The organism is Nannocystis sp. RBIL2, from assembly GCF_026626745.1.
Lineage (GTDB): Bacteria > Myxococcota_A > Polyangia > Nannocystales > Nannocystaceae > Nannocystis.
Genome location: NZ_JAPNJW010000001.1, coordinates 1,106,451 through 1,126,660 on the forward strand (window position 1 = coordinate 1,106,451; position 20,210 = coordinate 1,126,660).

The 20,210-nt window shown below is 72.9% G+C and carries 15 protein-coding genes; 10 read left to right on the top strand and 5 right to left on the bottom strand.

Annotated features, from left to right (window positions below; translation table 11 throughout):
• Positions 1-35: 35 nt before the first annotated feature.
• The gene (locus OV090_RS04430; RefSeq protein WP_267702212.1) at positions 36-1,010 is read right to left on the bottom strand and encodes a TerB family tellurite resistance protein; all 975 of its coding nucleotides are present in this window, start codon (positions 1,008-1,010) and stop codon (positions 36-38) included.
• An 83-nt stretch (positions 1,011-1,093) separates the two neighbouring features.
• On the opposite strand from OV090_RS04430, the gene OV090_RS04435 reads away from it, so the two are divergent.
• Positions 1,094-1,588, top strand: coding sequence for a helix-turn-helix domain-containing protein (locus tag OV090_RS04435; protein ID WP_267702213.1), 495 nt, complete (start codon positions 1,094-1,096; stop codon positions 1,586-1,588).
• The gene (locus tag OV090_RS04440) at positions 1,588-1,893 is read left to right on the top strand and encodes a hypothetical protein (RefSeq protein WP_267702214.1); all 306 of its coding nucleotides are present in this window, start codon (positions 1,588-1,590) and stop codon (positions 1,891-1,893) included. The genes OV090_RS04435 and OV090_RS04440 overlap by 1 nt, the downstream gene beginning before the upstream one ends.
• Positions 1,894-1,923: 30 nt before the next feature.
• Here the strand turns inward: OV090_RS04440 and OV090_RS04445 are convergent, their stop codons facing one another.
• The 3 genes from OV090_RS04445 to OV090_RS04455 all read right to left on the bottom strand — a co-directional run bounded on the left by OV090_RS04445 (position 1,924) and on the right by OV090_RS04455 (position 4,614).
• On the bottom strand, positions 1,924-2,898 hold the full coding sequence (locus OV090_RS04445; RefSeq protein WP_267702215.1) for a hypothetical protein: 975 nt from the start codon (positions 2,896-2,898) through the stop codon (positions 1,924-1,926).
• A 45-nt stretch (positions 2,899-2,943) separates the two neighbouring features.
• Positions 2,944-3,507 (bottom strand): hypothetical protein, encoded by a 564-nt coding sequence (locus tag OV090_RS04450; RefSeq protein ID WP_267702216.1) that lies wholly within the window; start codon positions 3,505-3,507, stop codon positions 2,944-2,946.
• Between the two features lie 99 nt (positions 3,508-3,606).
• The gene (locus OV090_RS04455; protein WP_267702217.1) at positions 3,607-4,614 is read right to left on the bottom strand and encodes a hypothetical protein; all 1,008 of its coding nucleotides are present in this window, start codon (positions 4,612-4,614) and stop codon (positions 3,607-3,609) included.
• Between the two features lie 688 nt (positions 4,615-5,302).
• Between OV090_RS04455 and OV090_RS04460 the strand changes: the two genes are divergently transcribed.
• On the top strand, positions 5,303-6,940 hold the full coding sequence (locus OV090_RS04460; RefSeq protein WP_267702218.1) for a hypothetical protein: 1,638 nt from the start codon (positions 5,303-5,305) through the stop codon (positions 6,938-6,940).
• A 79-nt stretch (positions 6,941-7,019) separates the two neighbouring features.
• On the opposite strand, the gene OV090_RS04465 is transcribed toward OV090_RS04460, so the two are convergent.
• Positions 7,020-7,754: an SOS response-associated peptidase gene (locus tag OV090_RS04465; RefSeq protein ID WP_267702219.1), complete on the bottom strand. Its 735-nt coding sequence runs from the start codon at positions 7,752-7,754 to the stop codon at positions 7,020-7,022.
• A gap of 58 nt (positions 7,755-7,812) precedes the next feature.
• On the opposite strand from OV090_RS04465, the gene OV090_RS04470 reads away from it, so the two are divergent.
• From OV090_RS04470 to OV090_RS04500, 7 genes are all read left to right on the top strand, one after another.
• Positions 7,813-10,578, top strand: coding sequence for a hypothetical protein (locus tag OV090_RS04470; protein ID WP_267702220.1), 2,766 nt, complete (start codon positions 7,813-7,815; stop codon positions 10,576-10,578).
• 94 nt (positions 10,579-10,672) lie between these two features.
• A complete protein-coding gene (locus OV090_RS04475; RefSeq protein ID WP_267702221.1) occupies positions 10,673-11,839 on the top strand; it encodes an FIST N-terminal domain-containing protein in 1,167 nt (388 codons plus the stop codon).
• Between the two features lie 6 nt (positions 11,840-11,845).
• Positions 11,846-13,357: an ATP-binding protein gene (locus OV090_RS04480; RefSeq protein WP_267702222.1), complete on the top strand. Its 1,512-nt coding sequence runs from the start codon at positions 11,846-11,848 to the stop codon at positions 13,355-13,357.
• Between the two features lie 188 nt (positions 13,358-13,545).
• Complete coding sequence (locus tag OV090_RS04485; protein WP_267702223.1) at positions 13,546-15,357, top strand: CocE/NonD family hydrolase; 1,812 nt, start codon at positions 13,546-13,548, stop codon at positions 15,355-15,357.
• Positions 15,358-15,376: 19 nt separating this feature from the next.
• Positions 15,377-15,922: a PadR family transcriptional regulator gene (locus OV090_RS04490; RefSeq protein ID WP_267702224.1), complete on the top strand. Its 546-nt coding sequence runs from the start codon at positions 15,377-15,379 to the stop codon at positions 15,920-15,922.
• Between the two features lie 114 nt (positions 15,923-16,036).
• Positions 16,037-16,660 (top strand): sigma-70 family RNA polymerase sigma factor, encoded by a 624-nt coding sequence (locus tag OV090_RS04495; protein WP_267702225.1) that lies wholly within the window; start codon positions 16,037-16,039, stop codon positions 16,658-16,660.
• Positions 16,661-16,703: 43 nt separating this feature from the next.
• Complete coding sequence (locus OV090_RS04500; RefSeq protein ID WP_267702226.1) at positions 16,704-20,132, top strand: serine/threonine-protein kinase; 3,429 nt, start codon at positions 16,704-16,706, stop codon at positions 20,130-20,132.
• Positions 20,133-20,210: the final 78 nt, after the last annotated feature.

The following is a 20,210-nucleotide window of genomic DNA, read 5'->3' on the forward strand; positions in this document are numbered from 1 at the left end:
TCGACTGACGGCTCGCTCGACTCGCCGTGCGAGGCTCACGGAGTCGCCGTCCGCATGAACGCCGACTCCGGGAGGATGTGATAGCGCTCGCGGAGCGCCTCGACAGGCTCCTCGATCACCTCCCAGTAGTCCCACCCGTCATTGATGTCGATGGTCATCGCCGCCCCGCGGCGGACGGCCACGAGCAGCCGCGCCGGGTCCATCTGCAGGCGCGCGGGCGGGATGTTGGGCGCCGTCTGCAGCCCGAGCTGGAATTGCGACAGCACAAACGCGAACCAGTTGTGCACCTCGTAGGACGAGTAGCCGGCGCTGAACGCCGCTGCCAAGATCTCCTGATCCGGCCTCGTGCCGTAGCCGGACAGGATGTGGGTCATGTCGTGGAACACCATCGCCTCGGGCGGCGCGTACGCCTCGCCCGGGAACGCGAACTCGTTGGCGACCATGTACTCGAAGTAGCTGCGGCCGAGGCTGCCTGCCGGTAGCCGGCCGAGCGCGAGGTAACGGGCCGTGAGCACCGGATCCTGGTGAAGGCCCAGCATCCCCAGGATCGCCTTGGGGATGATCGCCCGGCCCTGGACCGCCGCCATCTCGGCGATCTTCTTCGGCGCCCACTGGCGGCGGACGATGTCGAGCCGGGCGCGGCGATAGTGGCCGCGAGCCAGGCGATCGAGGTTGTGCACGGCCGAGCTCTCGACGCCGAGCGCCGCCGCGAACGCGGCGACCAGATCGGCCTCGGCCTGTCCGACCTCGCCGTCGGCCATCGCCATCACCAGCATCGCGGCGACCAGCTGGAAGCGCAGCGGCGGCGGCGTGAACCCTGCGGCGAGCTCGGCCGGGGCGATCGGCTCGAGCAGGTCGAGGTCGCGCTCGCTGCCGTCGCCGAGGAGGGCGTCGGCCGCCCGCAGCACCGCCGCCTCACCGTCGCGGAGCGGCCCGTCGACGCGGGCGACGGTAGCGAGGGTCCGCAGGCCGAGGGTGAGGTGCTCTGGATCGGGGATGAAGAATTCCATGGCGCGCTCCTGGCTCGAATGGGCGTTGAAACAAAATGATAGATTACACTTCAACTTGTTTCAAGGCCTGGTATCCTCTCCCCATGCCCCCGGACGACCCCGCCCGCGCGCGGATCCTCGACGCGGCCCAGGAGCTGCTCGACCTGCGCGCAGGCCCGCTCCGGCTCGCCGACGTCGCGGTCCGGGCCGGGCTCTCGCGCGCGTCGCTCTACCGGCGGTTCGCCGACCGCCAGGCGCTGCTCGACGCCCTCCAGGCGGAGCGTGGCGTCGCGGCCGGCGAGCCGGGGCTCGACCTCCGGCGGACCATCCTCGCCGGCGCGCGCGAGGCCTTCAACGCCAGCGGGCTCGGTGGGGCGACCATGGACGACGTCGCATCCCGGGCCGGGGTCGGCGTCGCCAGCGTCTATCGCCACTTCGAGGACAAGGCCGGGCTCCTGCGGGCGCTGCTCGCCGATTTCGAGATCGACGCGCTGGCCGGGCAGCTCGAAGCCGCGTCGTCAGCCCCCTCGAGGCGTTCCTGCGGCTCGCGGCCCGGGGGATCATCGCGTTCTTCCTCGACAATCGGTTCGCGCTGGTGATGGTGGTCGATCCGAGCGACGCGACGCGCGAGATCGTGGCCAGCGCGCGTGAGACCAGCGCGCTGCGCCTCACGCCGGCCCTCACAGCCGCGTTCGCCGAGCGCCTCCGTGCCGGCGAGATCGTCGCCGACGAAGACCCACGGGAGCTCGCGGCCGCGCTCGTCGGCCTCTGCATCGCCGCGGTCGCGCTCACGCCGGCCACCGTCGACGATCCCGACGCCGCGGCCCGCCGGGTCGCCTGTCGGTTCACCCGGGCGATCGCTCGCCGAGTCCCGGTCGCCGCGACAGGCCGGCGCGCGACCTGATCGACGATTCGCTACGCGACGACTTGCAGGTCAGACCTGCTCCAGGCGCCACACAGTCGTCTGCCGGGTCCCGTCGCGCCACACGACGGCGGCAAACCGGTCCGGGGCCAACGGGGCGGCGATCTCGATGAACCCCTCGCCGTCACTCACCGCGTCGAAACCCACCAATGGGACCACTTCAGCTTCGCGGAGATCGGCGGTGGCCACCATCGGCCCCTGCTCCGTCGCCAGGAGCAGCACATGCTCGTCGTCGAGGAAGCCGCCCCATACATCGATCCCCATCTGCACCTCCGGCAGGTCCTCGGCCACCTCGAGACGCGCCGCGATGTCGAGCTCCGGCCACGTCGCCACCACCGCGCAATTCGGGTCGCTGGGATAAGGCGGCAGCAGCACGCGTGTGCCGTCTGGGCTGAATCCCCGGTTCACGAACGCCTCGGCAGGAAACACCTCGCGGACCGTCAGCGCGTCACCATCGGCACGGATCACGGCGAGCACGCTGCCGTCTTGACCCATGATGAAGTCGCAGAGGACCGCCGCATCGGTGGGGTGGACGAGGGCGTGCGCCCACGCGGCGTCGGCCTCGACTCGTTGCTCGTCGAACACGACCCCCTCCAGGTCCATCAGCAGCACCCGGTGGAACTCCGAGAAGGAGCGCCCCTCTGCGTGGGCGCCCGGCGCGGTGACGACGAGGCGGTCCGGCGCGATGAACGTGGCGGAGTCCGCCGCCACCGCGACGACGACGGCGCTCGGATGGACGGTGTCCGCCACGATGCACAACCCGCCGTCGACCGCAGCGACGAGGGCGCTGAGATCGGCGCGCGCATCGAGCAGCTTCGCTGCGGAGGGCAAGCCGATGGATAATTGACGGAGGGGCCGCAGGTCCTGGTCCCACGCGGTGAGAGTCCCGTCCTTGAGAGTGAGACGAGGTCCGCGCGAGGTCCGGGTCAGGGGCAGCTTCCCGTCGAGCTCTGGCACCGTTCGGACCCACTTCGCTCGCATCGGCATGGGCAGCACCTTAGCAGCCCCGCGGCCGGCGGCGAGCGTCCGATGTCAGTCACACGCGGGCGGCGGCTCCGAGCCATCAGAATCCAACCCCGGCTCGCACAGGCCGAAGCCCATCGGTGTGCAGCTCATGGTGTAGAACGCGTGCGTCCCGAGCTCGTCGGCGACGCACACGACCTTCCCCCACAGCTTGCAGATCGTGAACGGCCGGCAGCCGAGGAAGACCGACGCCTCCCTGTCGCGCACGCACCACTGCGAATCGGCGCACTCGGCCGGGACGCCGAAGAGAGCCGTACACGCGTCGCCCATGGCCTTGCACCCGGCCTCGTCGGCGACGGCGAAGCAACCGTCGGGATCGGCCTCGGGCGGCTCGCCCGACGGCCCCACGACCAGGACACACGCCTCGGCCCCCGTCGTCGTCGTCCCGCTCGCGGTCGCGGTCGCGGACGTCGACGTCGGGTCCGGTGAACCGGTCGTGGTCGATCCGGGGCTCGTCGTGCCGCCCGTCGTCTCGGTCGCGTCACCCGCGGTCGTCTCGCCGGGCGCCCGCGTCACGCAAGCGCCCAGGAGCAGTGGAGCCACGATCACGAGGGCGCCCGGATGCCATGCCATCGCCGCCATCTTCGCGCGCAACGCCGTGACTGACAACCAAGTCGAGCCCTGCCTTCCGAATCTCCGCCCGGCCTGCCGCGCGCCCGGGCCGTCCGCGCCTCACCGCCCGCGCCGCCCCGACTGGCCGCTCGCCCAGGCGGTGTAATCGAACAGCGGGTCGAACAACGGCCCGCGGTTCGGCGTGCCGAAGTGAATCGTCGGCGTGCGGTCGGCGGTGATCAGGGCGATCAGGCGTTCGACGGTGGCCGCGCCCGGCAGCAGCATGGCCGTCGGGTCCGGCGAATGCACAGAGTCGGGCCCGAACTCGCGCTCGGCGCGGTGGCGGACCTCCTCGGTCACCGCGATCTTCAGCGGCAACCACCGCTGCGGCGCTCCTTGCGGTGCGAACGCCCGCCAGGCCACGGCCACCAGCGCCTCCTCGTCGATCGAGAAGCAGTGACACACCTCGGCCCGCTCGGCCCACAGTCGCATCATCTGCCGCGGCCCGAATCCGAATTGAGTGTCCACGTGGACCGTCGCCGGGCAGGTATCCGCCGTCGCCCACACGTCGCGCAATTCCTCGAAGCGCTCGAAGCCCGCCTGCGCCGTCAACGTGCGTCCCGCCATCGCCTCGCGCACCCACGCCGGCGCGACCGGCCGCGGCAGCGCCGGCTCGGGCGACGCGACCACCAGGCGCAGCTCCCACTCCCCCGCCAATCGCTGCAGCGCCGGCCAGTGCTTGTCGAGCCGGACGTCGTTGCGCAGCGCCAGATAGATCGGCTCCGGCGCGTGCGCCTCACCCCAGCCCCGCCACAGCCGGCGCTCGTCCGCGAGCGCCGCCACAGCGCGCGCCAGCTCGGGCCACTCGTGGTCGGAGGTAGGTCCGTAGAGGATCGGGCCCGGCTTCGCCCCGTACATCGGCGAGCCCGCGGGCGACACCGGCAGCGGCCAGTCCTCGCGCTGCACGTGCGGGCTGCCGAGCCGCCCCTCCAGGTCGGCGAAGCTCCGGCGCATCCGCTCGACCTGCTCGCCGCAGGTGCTCAGGGTGATGGCCGGCGGGGTGAGGGCCGCCCCACAGAAGGGCAGCGCGAGCGCGAAGGCGCGAAGGAGCAGGCTGGTGCGCGGCATGTCCGGCCGCCAACGCGGCGAGGCGCCCGCCGATCTCGCAGTTGTGGTCCGACTCACGCTACCTCGGGACATGTCCTCCGGGACATGTGATTCCCCGCGCGGACCCGGACCGCAGGCCGTCGCTCACGCCCGCGCGAGGGCCCGCCGAGCTTTGCCGAGCTCGCTGGCCGGGCCCGGCGCACCTACATGGGACATGTCCTCCGGGACATATGATTCCCCGCGCCCGGCTGCAGGCCGCGCCCGCGCGCCGGCCCGCAAAGCTCCGCCGAGCTCGCTGGCCCGGCCCGAGGCTCCCCGCCCCGGACATGTCCTCCGGGACATATGATTCCCCGTACCCGAACTGCAAGCCGCCTCTCGCGCGCGCCCGCGCTCCATACCTTCACCTAGACTCCGATTTTTTACCCGCGCCCCGGGGCGCGTGGAAGCTGACCGCAGCTGGTGCTCCTCGGCCTCGTCGTTGTCCTCGGTATCGCCAGCCGATCGCCCGCGCCCCCCAGATCCGCGATTCTCGACTCGCGCACCGCAGACCGCTCTCGCCCCGACCTGCGATTCTCCCTGGCATCCTCAGGCCGCTCGCACACCTGCGGCAGCGGGCCTTTATTCCCGCTTCGCCGCGTACCGGGCCTGTGCGGTCGATCATCGACGCAGTGACCTTGACCGCTCCCATTCGCTCGCGCACGCTTTCGCCGTGTCGTTCGTCGCTCGGGTCTCGTCGTCCGCCTGCGCTCTGCTGTTTTTCACCGCCGCATGCGGCGACGATACGGCCGGCGCGCCCGAGTCGGCCGTTTGCCCGGCCGACGCTCCCACGCGCCTCTGGGCCGCGCCCGCCGACCAGACCCCCGCGCTCAACGGTCATTTGCAGGACCTGGCGATGATCGGCGACACCCTGTATTTCCGCTGGGGTACCGACATTCCGACCTGGCGGATGTACGCCGCCGATCTGTGCGGCGACGAGGTCGTCCTGCTCGATCCCACCGATGACCTCGTCGATCGCTTCATGCTGAGCGGCACCGACGCTGTGGGCCGCATCGCCTTCGGCTTTCGCTACGCCGACGGTGCCGTGGTCCGGCTCGATCGCCTCGAGGTCGAGGGCATCGACGAGCCGGTCGAGGTCGGTCGATTCGGCAACGCCGAGCCCGCGGGCTGGAGCGCGGGCGTCGACGCGATGTACTTCACCAGCACGCCCGAAGTCGACGGCGAATGGGTCCCCGTCGCCGCCGGCCTGGGCGCGCGGCCGTTGACGCTCTGGCGCCTCGGCGGCGACCCGGGCGACGTGCTCGAGCGCCTGCCCGGCGAGTTCATCGACGTCGCGTTCCCGGACACGTTCGCGGGCGAGCCGGCCGGCGCCGGCCCGGCGCTCACCCTCACCGACGCCGGCGAGCTGCGGGTCTACGACCTGCAGGGCGACGAGGTCGCCGCCATCGACCAGGTGCGTCGCGCCCAGCGCGCGCCCGGAGGAAGCCGCGTCGTGTGGCAGCAGATCGGCGACGACGAGGTCGAGGCCACCTTCGTGCGCGACCTGGCCACCGGCGTCGACCTCGAGCTGACCCCCAATGCCCACACCGCGATCTCGTGGGGTCGCCTCGACTTCGAGCAGCGCCTCACCGGCACCTGGCACTGGGTCGACGACGACTGGCTCGGCCTCGTCGGCCCTGCCGACACCCTGGTGGCCGTCCACGACGCCGCCACCGGCGAGGCGATCGAGGTGCCCGCGCATGCCCGCGTGCTCGCGGGCTCGACCCACGGCTTCTGGCTGCTGCTGCCCTCCGCCGACGACGAGACCGTCGCCGCGCTGTGGAACCCGCGCGACGGCGAGCTGTTCGAGTGGTACCGCCAGTCGTCGACCTACCCGTTCATCCGCCTGCCGATGATCGTCGGCGACGATTGGTACTACCTCCGCAACGATCAGAACAACCACAATCGCGGCAGCTGGTGGCGCATCGATCGCACCACCGGCGCCTGGACCGAGCTGCTGCCCACGCTCGGCGTGCCGTTCCACGAGCTCGAGGACGGCCGGATCGTCACCTCGCTCGATAATACCGGCGACGCGTACGTCCGCCTCGCCGTCGTCGACCTCGACACCCGCGTCTACACCACCATCGCCGAGGACGTCGTCTACGGGTTCGTCCACGAGCCCGAGCACGGCGTCTACTACCTCGACGCCCAGGGCCCCGGCCTCGGCCTGTGGGTCGCGCCGCTCCCCGAGGCCTCCACCGCGCCTCGCAGCCGGCGTGAACCCGGCCTGCGCAGCGGCGGTCCGCGGATCGATGCTGCGCAGTACCCCGGCGGCGCCGACCTCGGCCCGTTCGGCGTCGCGCCGCGCTGACGCATCACTGCAGTCGATCGCCCCGTCGGCCCGCTTCGCCCTCACCGCCGCTGCCGGCGCGCTGACGAATCACGCGCCCTCACTTCGTGCGCCGGCGCGGCGCCTCGCTGACCTCCTCGATCAGCGTCGGCTCCGGCTCGAGGCACGTCGGGTCGTCGAAGCGCGGGCTATTGACGCGGGTCGACACGGGAGTGTCGACCAGCATGTCGTCGGGCGCCGGGCCCAGCAGGTGCGCCAGGGCTGTCTTTTCGGCCATGTTCGCCGTGCGCGGCAGCGGGGCCAGCCAGCGGCCGAGCTGTCCGCGCGGCACGATCGCCGGCATGCGGTCGTGGTGGCGTCCGACCGTGTGATTGGCCCCCGTGGTGAGGATCGCGAAGTGGCGCTTCACCTCGCCGGTCTGCTCGTCGCGCACGTCCGTGTAGATGCCGGCGAACACGATCAGGCGGCCGTTCGACGTGTGGAACCAGTGCGGCCGGCGGTGCTCTTTCGGCCCCGACCACTCGTAGAACCCGTCGGCCAGCACCCCGCAGCGGCCGCGCGCGAACACCTCGCGCGAGCTCGGCGCCGTCGCGGCCGACTCTGCGCGCACGTTGATCTGCGCGCCCGGGCGGCCCCCGGCGAGGTGGAGGCCCCACACGCCGAGCTCGAGGCGGCGACCCTCCTCGGGCTCCTCGCACACGATCGTCGTCGGCTGCGTCGGCGCGATGTTGTAGCGCGGGCGGTACTCGTCGCGCAGCTGCGGCGAGATCTCCGCCTGCACCACGCGCGCGAGCGCCTCGAGGTCGGGGGTCGTCAGCGTGTAGCGGCCGCACATGTCGTCAGTGTCGCGCGGGACCGCCCCTTCGGCCAGTCCCTCGGTTATCTTTCTCCGCGTGCCGGACAGGACCTCCGCCGCGCTCACGCGGCTCGGCCGGATCCTCAGCAGCGCCGGCGTGAGGCTGCTGCTCAGCGCGGCGATCATCTTCAGCCTGATCCCCGAGCCGTGGGTCAAGCAGTACGAGCCGCTGTTGCTGGGCCTGTTCGCGCTCGAGTTCTCGCTGCGGCTGCTGCTGGCCTTGCGGCGCGAGACCGACGACGACCCGCGGCAGCGAGGCTGGCGCTTGCCGCGGCTCGGGGCGCTCGCGCTGCTGGCCCTCGACCTCGTCGCCCTCGTCAGCTTCTTGCCGATCGACCCGCGGGCTTCGCCGTGGATGCGGAGCCTCCGCCTGCTGCGATTCGTCGTCTTGCTCGGCTACTGGGCCCCGCTGATGCGGGACCTGCGGACCGTCATGCTGCGGCGCGAGCGGGCGCGGCAGGTCGTCGTCATGGCGATGGTCGTCGGCCTGTTGTCGTTCGCCGGCGCGCTGTTCCTGCAGCAGAGCGAGGTCGACGACCGCGGCGTCGACTACGACGAGGACGGCCGGGTCGACCGCGACGACCACGACTTCTTCACCAAGCTCTGGTGGGCGTTCCGGCAGATCCAGGACCCCGGCAACATGATGACCGCGCCGACGGCCACCGGCGTCGTCATCGTCAGCCTGTGGCTGACCGTCGCCGGCCTGTTCCTCGTCAGCTTCCTTATCGGTCTCGGCAGCGACGTCGTGCGCGAGATGATGGAGCTGAGCCAGCTGAGGCCGCCGGGGCTGCACGGGCACACGGTGATCGTCAACATCACCGCCGCCACGCGGCAGCTGCTCGAGGAGCTGATGCGGTACTATCAAAAGCTCCTGCCGCAGGACGTCCGGCCGCTGTCGCGCTGGTGGTTCGCCCTGCTGCTCGACAACCTGCGGCGCGCGCTGATGGGCCCGCGCTACGTCGTCGTCGGCACCAGCCCCGAGCGGCCCGACTTCCTCCGCCGCAGCGAGCTGGCGCGGATCGTCTACCGCCATGGCAGCGCCAACGACGAGGCGTTCATGCACCGCGCCGACATCGCCCTGGCCCAGCGGGTCGTGCTGTTGGCCGACACCGCCGCCGCCGAGCCCGACGCCGAGACGATCCGCGCCTCGCTGGCGATCGTCGAGGGCCTGCGCGACCCGAGCCCCGCCGACCCCGAGGAGGGGGCCGTCACCGGGTCGAACATACAGGTCCAAAAGACCAGGTCCCGAAGGACAGGCCGGATCACCGACGGTCACCTCACCCACCAGCGCGGGCGCGGCAAGCTGCTCATCGCCGAGATCCTCGACGAGCGCAACGTCCCGGCCGCCTGGGCCGCCCTGGCCTCCGGCGGCGGCGAGCTGCGGGCCTTCATCGTCGTCGTCGACCGCATGATCGCCCTGTTCCTCGCCTGCGTCGGCCGCACCGCCGGCATCGGTCCGCTGCTGGCCGAGCTCCTGACCTGCACCGGCCACGAGATCTACACCTGCTTCTTCGACCTGCCCGAGCTCAGCTACAACTGCGAGACCCCGCCGCAGCTGCCCGCCGAGCCGCAGGCGGCGATGCAGCGGCTCACGCGGCGCGCGCGGGTGTTGCCGCCGCGGCAGCGCCTGGTCCCGATCGGCCTCCTGTACGAGGAGGTCGACGAGCTCGGCATGCCCGACCTCGGGGTCGTGATCGGCGGCGACGCCCGGCCGCCCGGGGCCATCGCCCCCACCTGCAACGGCTTCATCGCCCTGGCCCCCAGCTTCGCCCACGTGCGCGAGTTCTCCGAGGCGCTGCGGCGCGAGCCCGAGGTGACCGCCTGGTTTGAAGACCAGGATGTCGCCGCGCGGCAGGCCGCCGCCGGCGCCCCGGGGTTCGGCCGCGAGCCGCACCTGCCGCTGCGGCGAGTGCTCGTCTGCGGCTTCCGCCCGGTGACCATCGCCCTGTGCGAGGCGCTGATCCTGGCCGAGCCGGCCGCCGAGATCCTCGTGCTCGTGCCGACCGAGGCCGAGCGGCGGGCCGCGCTCGATCGCATCAATGTCCATCGGGACATGGTCCAGAGGCACCTGCTCCGCGGCTACCACGGCGCCCTGGCCCCGCGGCCGGACGGGGACTTCTCCCACCATTACGAGCCGCGCGACGGCGGCCCGCCGATCGGCCGCGTGCAGATCGTCGTCGGCGACACCACCTCGCCGCTGCAATTCGTCGAGCTACCCGGCGGCTTCGGCCACGTCTCGCAATTCGACCTCGTCTACATCCTCTCGAGCGCCGGGCAGGACAGCGACGCCCGCGGGGCTCAGACCCTCATGACGCTCGACGCCCTGCTGACGCGCAGCGAGCCGGCCGTGCCGCACCTGCGAATCGTCGCCGAATTCGTCGACGCCGAGCTCGCGCATCGCCTGCGCCAGCGCTACGCCGCGCTCGGTGTGGCGCGGGTCCAGGTCTATAGCACCGAGAACCTGCGCGCCTACTTCCTGTTCCAGAGCGTCCTCATTCCCGGGTTCGCGCGCGTCTACGGCCAGCTGCTCGCGCCGTGGGGTCACAGCTTCGCGCGCCTCGTGCCGTCCGACCGCGGGCGCGGGCGCTGCCCGTTTCAGGCGCTCTCGGTCCATATCGCCGAGGCTGGTCACGGCGTTCTGATCGGCGTCGAGCTCGACCGCGAGGGCGGGGGCAGTGAGCTGCACCTCGGCGCCGGTGCGTCCAGCGAAGACGGCGTGGTCGACCTCGCACGGGTGCGTGGTCTGTGGGTCGTGACACTCGATCCCGCGGTGCACCCCGCGGACCGCCGCGCGGGCGATTGACGATCCTTCGCGTGTGGGCCATTTGAGCCGTCCGGCGGCCGTTGTGCGTGCGCCCCGGCCGGCCTGCGTTAACATCGCCGACGGTCCCGCTCTTATGCTCTCCGCGACGACCGCATCGATCACGCACGACGATCCGTATCAGGCCGGCCGCGACCTCGCGGCCGAATTGAATGACGCGCTCGGGGCCTCGCCCGACATCGTGCTCCTATTCGCCGCCCCCACCTACGACCCGCACCGCCTGCTCGCCGGCCTGCACCGTCGCCTCACCCCGCGCGTGCAGCTCGTCGGCTGTACCAGCTTCGCCGAGATCGGCCACGAGGGCGCCGTCAGCGGCTCCGTGACCGCGCTCGGCGTACGCACGCGCGACCTCGACGCGCACGCCCTCTACGCCACGCGTGCGAGCGGCGACAGCCTCGCCGTCGGGCGGGCGCTCGGCGAGCAGGCGCGCGAGCGGGAGGCCGCGCTGCTCTTGCTGCTCGCCGACGGCGTGCGCCTCGACAGCGCCGCGGTGTTGCGGGGCGCACAATCGGTGCTCGGCCCCGACTTCCCGATCATCGGCGGCCTCGCGGCCGACGACGCTCGCTTCGCGCACACGCGCGAGTTTTGCGGCCGCGACGTGTTCGCGGGCGCCGTCGTCGGCCTCGCGCTCTCGGGTCCGATGCGCCACGCCACCGTCGCGCGCGGCGGCTGGGAGGCGATCGGTGCCACGCGCCGCTGCACCCGCGTCGAGCGCGACCGCCTCGTGCTCGAGCTCGACGGCCAGCCCGCGCTCAACCTCTATCGCGAGTACCTCGGGGCCCAGGATCGCGACCTCAAGACCGCCGGCATCGAGTTCCCGCTCGGCATCGTCGGCCTGCCGGACCGGCCAGGGGTCGGCGACGACGCGGCGGTGCAAGTGGTGCGGGCGGTGTGCGGCGTCGACGAGGTCCGCGGCGGCTTGCGATGCACCCGCGAGATCCCCGAGGGCGCCGAGATCCGCATGCTCCGCGCCACCAAGGACGACCTGATCCGCAGCGCCTCCGAGGCCGCGGCCGAGCTCGGCCGCGCCTTGCCGGGCGGCCGGATCGCGCTGGTGTTCGACTGCTTCTCGCGCAAGATGGTCCTCGGCGCCCGCTACAAGGAAGAGGTCGCCGCCGCCTACTCGCGCCTGCCGCCCGACCTCGTCCGCGTCGGCTTCTACACCTACGGCGAGCTGGCGCCGGTGGCCGGGCAGACCGAGCAGCACGACGCCACCTTCACCGCGGTCGTCATCGAGGGTTGAGAGGCCATGATCGACTGCGACTGCGTGTTCGAACGGGCCGACCTGCCCGTCCTCGGCGACGACGAGCTGCTCGAGCACGTCGAGCGCTGCGGGACATGTCCCAAAGTACATACCGGCCCCGGCCGGGTCCTGCTGGCGCGCCTGCGGGACAGCACCCGCAACCTGCGACGGACCGCCAACCGGGCCCGCCAGGTCGAGCGCGAGCTGACCGAGCTGCGGGTCGACGTCGACCGCTCCGAGCAGCGGATAGCCAACCTCGAGCGGGTCCACAAGGTCAGCACGCGCGAGGTCCTGCAGAAGAACGCGCTGCTGGCGATGATCTCGAGCATCACCATCGCGGCCAACGAGGCCCACACCGAGACCGACGTCTACCGGATCTGCATGCACAAGGTCTGCTCGGCCTCGGGGTGGTCGCTCGCGCGCCTGACCCCCGCGATCGGCGGGAGCAGCCGCTGGCACGTCGCCGACCGCCTCGCAGTCGACTTCATCGGCCTGCTCGTCGACGGCGAGCCGACCTCACTCGGCCTCGACGCCCTGCGCCACGGCAAGCCGGTGTGGGCGCCCGATCTGCGGGCCCGCCTCGACGCGCCGTGGATCGAGCGCGCCGCGGCGCTCGGCCTGCGCGGCGGCGCGGCCCTGCCGGTGGTCGTCGGCGGCCAGGTGATCGCCGTCGTCGAGTTCTTCGGCACCGCCGGCGAGGGCACCGCGACCGCGTTGATGCTGGCGATGGCGACCATCGGCGCCGAGATCGGCCGGGTGCTCGCCCGCCTGCGCGCCGACGAGGCGGTGGCCCACGCCCGCGACGCCGCCGAGGGCGCCAGCCAGGCCAAGAGCGCCTTCCTGGCCAGCATGAGCCACGAGCTGCGGACCCCGCTCAACGCGATCCTCGGCTACGCCGACCTGGTCGACGAGATCCTCGAGGAAGAGGGCGCGGACGACGTGCGCGGCGACATCGTCCGGATCCGCCAGGCCGGCGAGCACCTGCTCGGCCTCATCAACAACATCCTCGATCTGTCGAAGGTCGAGGCCGGCCGCATGCCGGTGCTCAACGAGCGCTTCGACCTCGGAGCGCTGATCCGCGACACCGCCGATCTGCTGAAGCCGCTGATGGACCGGCGCAACAACGTCGCCTGCCTCGACCTCGCCGGCGACCTCGCCGACGTCGAGACCGACCCGACCCTGGTGCGCCAGATCCTGTTCAACCTGATCAGCAACGCCTCCAAGTTCACCCACGCCGGGACGATCACGATCGCGGCGGCGCGGCAGACCGATCCGAGCGGGGCGTCGTGGTTCCAGCTCTCGGTCGCCGACACCGGCGTCGGCATGACCGAGGAGCAATGCGCGCAGCTGTTCGAGCCCTACCGCCAGGTCGACGTCCGCCTGGCCCGCCGCGCCGGCGGCACCGGCCTCGGCCTGACCCTGTGCCGCGGCCTGTGCACCCTCCTCGGCGGCACGATCGCCGTCTACAGCGCGCCAGGCCGCGGCTCCTGCTTCACCGTCCGCCTGCCGCTGCGCTGATTCGCCGCGATTGCACGCACATGTCCCTTGGGACATGTGTTCGTCATTCGCGCTGAACCGGCCGCGCGAGCCGTCGATCACGTCGTCGTCGGCGCGAATGCGCGCCCATGCGAGCGCGGTTTTGCGCCTCGACGATATATCTTGCAGATATCTAAGCGGCAATCTATCTGGAAGATACACACTGAAACGTGAAGGAACCGATGCCCAAGCACGCCTTCGTCTCGTCGACCCTCCTGGCCCTCGCCTGCCTCGCCGCCTGCGGGGACGGCTCCCCCCCTTCACCGCTGGGGCCGGGCCGGCACTCCGTCTACATGACCGCCGCCGACGGCACGCGCCTGGCGGCGGACGTCTGGCTGCCCGCGCACGTCGACGCACCGGTGCCGACCCTGCTGCGCCTCACTCGCTACTGGCGAGCCACCGAGTACCTCGGCGACGGCGCCGCGGCGGATCGAGAGGAGCAGCTCGCGGACCTCTACGTCTCGCAGGGGCTCGCGGTCGTCGCCGTCGACGCGCGCGGCACCGGGGCCTCCTTCGGCGCCTCCACCGGTCCGTGGAACGCGGACGAGCGCGCCGACGGGGCGGCGGTGCTCGACTGGATCGTCGATCAGCCCTGGTCGAACGGACAGGTCGTCGGCCTCGGGGTCAGCTACGAGGGCAACACGACCGCCTTGCTGGCGGCGAGCGGGCACCCGGCCGTGAAGGCGGTCGTCACCCGGTTCTACGACCACGATCCGTTCGCGCAGCTCGCCTTCCCGGGCGGGATCGCGAACATCGGCTTCATGGCGGGCTGGAGCGCCTTCACCGCGGCGCTCGACCGCAACGACGCCTGCGCCCTCGCGCTGTTCGAGGGCCGCACCTGTGCCGAGAGACAGGCGGAGATCGCGGGGCCGCGACCGGTGGATCCCGACGACCTCGACGCGGCCCTGGCCGAGCACGCGGACAACCTCGACCTCGCCGCCGCACTCGCCGGAGTCACCTTCAAGGACGACCTGCTGGCGGCGGGCGGCGAGAGCTTCGACGACATCGCTCCGTACCGCGGGGAGACCGCGCGCGCGGCCGTCCCCACCCTGCTCACCGCGAGCTGGATGGACGGAGGCACCGCGGCCGGGGCCCTCGACGCGTGGGCCAGCGAGGACGGCCCGATGCGCGTCGAGATCGGCGCCTACTCCCACGGCGGCATCTTCGACTCCGACCCGCTGCGCGACCCGCTGCCGGCGGCCGATCCGGCGATCGAGACCCAGTACGTGCAGGCGCTGCAGTTCCTCGCCGAGCAGCTGGCAGGCGCGCCGGCGCCGGCGCGCGAGCTCCGCTACGTCACTCTGGGCGAGGGCACCTGGCGCACGACGACCACCTGGCCGCCGGCCTCGGTCACCCCCCGGCTCCTCGCCCTCGATGCCGGCGGCGCGCTGCACGACGGCGAAGCCGAGCCCGGCGAGGACACGCTCGTCGTCGACGCCGCGGCGACCACCGGCCGCGACAACCGCTGGCTGGCGGCCCTTCAGGGCACCCCGGTCCGCTACCCCGACCGGGCCGCCGCTGCGGGCTTGTTGTCGTGGACGACCGCGCCGCTCGACGCCGACACCCGCGTGACGGGGACGCCCGTCGTCCGTCTGCAGCTCCGCGCCTCGGTCGCCGACGCCGCCGTGTTCGTCTACCTCGAGGACGTCGACGACGGGGGCGTGACGCGGTACGTGACCGAGGGGCAGCTGCGCCTGCTGCACCGCGCCACGGGCGACGCGGGGCCCGGCCGCGAGCGCGTCAGCGGTCGCTCCTACCGTCGCGCCGACGCCCGCGACTACGCGCCGGGAGAGCTCGTGGACCTCGTCGTCCCGCTGCTGCCGACCTCTGCGCGCATCGCGGCGGGGCACCGGATCCGCCTGTCGCTCGCCGGCGCGGACGAAGGCACGTTCGCGCCGATCACCCCGGACGGCGCGACCCTCACGGTGCTGCGCGGCCCGACGGGGTCGACCCTCGAGCTGCCCGTCGACGCCGCTCCGTGACTGGTCTAGAAGTGCCTCGGTGAGCCGGCAGGAGCAGACCCACATGGCGGTGCTCGGGGCGCTGAGCGTCGAGCCGATGTCGGGCTACGCGCTGCGCGAGGCGATCCGCGACGTCCTGGGCCACTTCTGGAGCGAGAGCTTCGGACAGATCTACCCCGCCCTCACGAGCCTCGAGGAGCAGGGCTTCATCGCCCGCCAGCCCGGGGCCCGCTCCGGGAGCTCGCTGTTCACGCTGACGGCGTCCGGGCGGGCGCGGCTGCACGCGCTGCTCTCGGCCCCGATCCAGACCGCCCCGCCGCGCAACGGGCTGCTCCTGCGCCTGTTCTTCGGCCGGGTCCTCGGCGCCGCGGCCTGCCGCAAGCTGGTGGCGTCGGCCCGCGAAGAAGCGACGGAGCGCCTCGCGGCGTACGCGAAGATCCGCGCGACCACGGCGGCCGAGGGCGGCGTCGATCCCTACATCGGCGTGACGCTCTCGTTCGGCGAACACCTCGCCCGCGCCGTCCTCGCCTGGGCCGACGAGACCCTCGCCACCCTGTCCCGCCTGCCCGACGAACCCGGCGCGTGAGCCCGGTCGGCTCCGGACGACCCTGTCCTTCAGGACATGTGATTCGCCCGTCGCTGTCCACTCGCGCCGACAGCGGATGGAGTCGGCCCCGTGCCCGCGCTATAGTGCCGACTCGTGGCCCCCGAGAGCGACGACGACGAGACGCTGCTGGCCGCGTGGCGGCAGGGCGAGCGCGCGGCGGGGCAGCGGCTGTTCGAGCGCTACTACGAGGCCGTCGCCCGCTTCTTCGTCAACAAGGTCGGCGACGCCGGGACCGAGCTGATCCAGAAGACCTTCCTCGCCTGCGTCGAGGGCATGCCGCGGTTCCGCGGCGACGGCAGCTTCCGCAGCTACCTGTTCGCGATCGCCTACCGCCAGCTGTGCCTCCACTACAAGCGCCGCGCCAGCGAGCCGGTCGACCTCGCCAGCCAATCGGTCGCGGGCCTCGATCCCTCGGTCGCCGGCGTCCTCGTCGAGCGCGAGGAGCAGCGGCTGCTGCTCGCCGCGCTGCGGTCGATCGCGCTCGAGCTGCAGGTCGTGCTCGAGCTGCACTACTGGGAGCAGTGCTCGGTGGTCGAGATCGCGGCGGCGCTCGAGATCCCGCAAGGCACGGTGAAGTCACGGCTGCGCCGCGGACGCGAGCAACTGCGCGAGGCGATCGAGCGGCTCGCGGCCACCCGCGAGCTCGCGCTCAGCACCTTCCGCGGGCTCGAGAGCTGGGCCGCCGCGGTCCGCGCCCGCGCGCGCGAACGCCCGTGAAAATTTCCGTGATCCGGATCGGCGCGGCTCGAACCACGCCGACATGCTCCACCACCTCGCTCAGCTCGTGATGAAGATCGAAGAAGGCGACGCGACGCACCCCAGCCTGTCCGCTGGCGCGAGCTCGCCGTCACAGGACACCCTGCTCGCGCCCGACCTGCGCCCCGACGTGATGGTCACGCCCGACCACGTCCGCGCCAAGCGCACCGTCGCCGCCGCCTTGTTCGGCACCGACCCCGAGCCGCTGCACCTCGGCCGCTACCGCCTGCTGGAGCGCCTCGGCGCCGGCGGCATGGGCATCGTCTACGCCGCCTACGACAGCCGCCTCGAACGCAAGCTCGCGCTCAAGTTGTTGCGGCCGACCCGGCTCGGCAGCGCCGAAGCCGTCGCGCGGACCCTCCGGGAGGCGCGGGCGCTGGCCCGGCTGTCGCATCCCCACGTCGTCCACGTCTACGAGGTCGGCGAGCTCGACGGCCGCGAGATCTTCGTGGCCATGGAGCACCTCGCCGGACCGACCCTGCGCGCCTGGCTCGACGCCGAGCCGCGCCCGTGGCCCGAGGTCCTCGCGGTGTTCCGCCAGGCCGGCGAGGGCCTGGCCGCCGCGCACGCGCACGGCATCGTCCACCGCGACTTCAAGCCGCACAACGCCATGTTCGGGGCCGACGGCCGCGTCCGCGTCCTCGACTTCGGCCTGGCCCAGGTCGACGGCGCCGCCGAGGCCCGCGAGCCCGTCGCCCCCGCCGATCCCGACGACTTCCCGCGCACCCTCACCAGCACCGGCGCGCTGCTGGGCACGCCGGCGTACATGGCCCCGGAGCAGCTCGAGGGCCACAAGGGCGACGCGCGCAGCGATCAGTTCAGCTTCTGCGTCGCCCTCCACGAGGCGCTCTACGGCAGCCGACCGTTCGCCGGCGAGACTCTCGGCGAGCTCGCCGACTCGGTCCGCTCAGAGCGTGTGACCCCGCCGCCGCGATCGACCGACGTGCCGGCGTGGGTCCGCGCCGCGCTGCTCCGCGGCCTGCGAGCCGATCCCGAGCGGCGCTGGCCGTCGATGACCGAGCTGCTGGCCGCGCTGTCCGGCGACCCCGCGGCCCGCCGACGCCGGCGCCAGCGCTGGACCGCCGTCACCATGGGCCTCGCCGGCGTCCTCACCGGCGGCGCGTGGTGGACCGGCGCGCACCTCCGCAGCGTCGACGCCGAGCAGCGCGCGGAGCTCGATCGACAAGTGGTGAGCGCCCGCGCCGAGGCCGACCGCCAGACCATCGCCAGCACCCTCGCGCAGGCGCGCGGCCAGCTCGAGCGCGACCCCGCGGGCGTCATCCATACCCTCGCGCAGCTCGACGCGATCGCGCCCGCCGACGCCGTCGAAGTGCGCACCCTGGCCCTCGCCGCGCTGGCCCGCGGCCTCCCGGACGCCGCGCTCGTCGGCCCCGAGGCCGAGCTCCTGAGCGTCGCCGCGGCCGCGAACAGCGACGTCGTCTTCGCCCAGGACGCGGCCGGCGACCTGTGGCGCTGGACCGCCGACGATCGCCCGGGCGAGCGGATCGCCCGCCTCGGCCAGCGCGCCAACACCATGGCCGTCGCTCCGAGCGGACAGGCCTGGGCCGCCGCGCTCGGTGACTCGCTCGTCGGCGGGTCCGTGCAGGACGGCGCGTGGCAGACCTGGCGCGCCGCCCTGCCGGAGTCCTGGTCGCTGCTCGGCCACCTCGTGATCACCGCCGACGAGCGGTGGCTCATCCCCACGCGCGGGCAGCCGCTCGTCGTCCTCGATCTGCGCACCGGACAGCCGGTCGAAGGCGCCTTGCCCGAGCCCCACGGCGGCGACGGCGAAGTCCGCGGCCTCGTCTCGCCCGACGCCCGCTTCCTCGCGCGCGGCCGCGTCGGCGCCGACACCCTCACGATCTGGGATCGCAGCACCGGCGAGACCCGCAGCGCTCCGGTCCTCGGGGCCCTGGGCGAACTCGTCGGCGTCGTGGGCGACGGCCAGCTCCTGCTCGGCAGGAGCGAGCGCGACGGCGCGGCGCGCCTGATCGCCTGGGACCTGGCTCGCGCGACCGCCCAGGAGTGGCGCAGCGACGTGCTCGGCGTGACCAAGCTCGGCGGCCTCGTCGGCCTCACGCGCGCCACCGAGGATGGCCGGGCCCTGTGCGTCGCGCCGCCGCTGGCCGCCGAGTGCCAATGGCAGCACCCGCTCGAGCAGTTCGATCGGCCGCTCGCCGACTCACGCCATTACGCGCTCGAGACCCAGCGGGAGCAGCAGCCGCGCCGCTCGCTCGAGCTCGGCGATCTGGCCACCGGGGCCGTCGTGCGCCGCTTCTCCGCCGGGTCCGCCCGCGACGGCGGCCAGCTCGATCACGCCGGGCGCTACCTCGCCGCGCGAGGCCCTGCGATCGACGTGTGGGAGCGACGCGACCCCGCCCACGCGATCGTCGACCTGCACCGCGGCCTGGCCGACGTCGCCCATCACAACTCGCCGGACGGCACCTTCCTCGTCCGCCACCACAAGCCGAGCGGCGCGCTGGTGCGGATCGACAGCCGCACCGGCGCGGAGCAGCCGCTCGCGCCGTGCCTCGCCGCCGGGGAGAAGACCGCGTGGATGGCGATCGACGAGGACGGCCGCGTCCTCGTGCCGCACGGCGCCGCCCTCCACCTTTACCCCGCCGGTTCGACCGAGCCGCGGGCCATCGCCGACCTCGCCGAGCCGATCCGCCAGGTCCTCCTCGCGCCCGACGGCCGGGGCTTCGCCGCGCTCACCGTCGGGGGCACGGTGCACGTGTGGAGCGACCCCGACGCCGCTCCGGGCCGCTTCGACGCCGGCGCGAAGGGGGCCCGCGGCCTGATGTACGCGCGCGGCAGCAACCACCTGGCCTCGATGTCCAGCGACCTCGGCGTGCAGGTGTTCCGCGCCGGCGCGCTCACCACCTTGGCCGCGCCCGGGGATGCGGAGCAGACTGTCGTGATGGAGCTGTCGGGCAACGGCCGCTGGCTGCTCACGCTCCGCTTCGACACCGGCGCGCTCGTCCGCCACGACCTCACCACCGGCGCCGCGCACCCGCTCGACCTCGGCGTGAACCTGCGCGCCCAGGGTTATCATCGGATGCACATCGCCGACGACGGCGCCCGGATCGCCGTCAGCGAGGAGGAGCGGCTGTTCATCCTCGACGTCGCCAGCGGCGCGGTGCGCAAGGTCGACGCCGGCGCCAACATCTGGTCGATGCAATTCGCGCCCGACGGCGACCTGCTGTTCGGCGCGGTCGGCGACTACATGCAGGCGTGGGACCTCGACAGCCTGACCGCGACCCCGCTGTGGCGGACGCGAGGCTTCGCGCGCCTCGCCCACATCACAGCCGACGGAGCGCTGGTGACGCGCGAGGAGGGCGAGATCCACCGCTTCGCCGTCGCCCAGGTCCCACGCGAGCCGGAGGCGCTGCACGCCTGGCTGCGAACGCGCGCCGCCCGGCTCGCGGAGTGACACGAGCTCCCTCGCTCCGTCGCTGTCGTGCCGACTCGTGGCCTCCGAGAGCGACGACGACGAGGCGCCGACGCTCGG

Coding starts and splice junctions, on each gene's coding strand:
- OV090_RS04480 (WP_267702222.1), top strand. CDS start 11,846: ATGATCGACTGCGACTGCGTGTTCGAACGGGCCGACCTGCCCGTCCTC.
- OV090_RS04475 (WP_267702221.1), top strand. CDS start 10,673: ATGCTCTCCGCGACGACCGCATCGATCACGCACGACGATCCGTATCAG.
- OV090_RS04455 (WP_267702217.1), bottom strand. CDS start 4,614: ATGCCGCGCACCAGCCTGCTCCTTCGCGCCTTCGCGCTCGCGCTGCCC.
- OV090_RS04440 (WP_267702214.1), top strand. CDS start 1,588: ATGGTGGTCGATCCGAGCGACGCGACGCGCGAGATCGTGGCCAGCGCG.
- OV090_RS04445 (WP_267702215.1), bottom strand. CDS start 2,898: ATGCCGATGCGAGCGAAGTGGGTCCGAACGGTGCCAGAGCTCGACGGG.
- OV090_RS04430 (WP_267702212.1), bottom strand. CDS start 1,010: ATGGAATTCTTCATCCCCGATCCAGAGCACCTCACCCTCGGCCTGCGG.
- OV090_RS04500 (WP_267702226.1), top strand. CDS start 16,704: ATGCTCCACCACCTCGCTCAGCTCGTGATGAAGATCGAAGAAGGCGAC.
- OV090_RS04450 (WP_267702216.1), bottom strand. CDS start 3,507: ATGGCATGGCATCCGGGCGCCCTCGTGATCGTGGCTCCACTGCTCCTG.
- OV090_RS04435 (WP_267702213.1), top strand. CDS start 1,094: ATGCCCCCGGACGACCCCGCCCGCGCGCGGATCCTCGACGCGGCCCAG.
- OV090_RS04465 (WP_267702219.1), bottom strand. CDS start 7,754: ATGTGCGGCCGCTACACGCTGACGACCCCCGACCTCGAGGCGCTCGCG.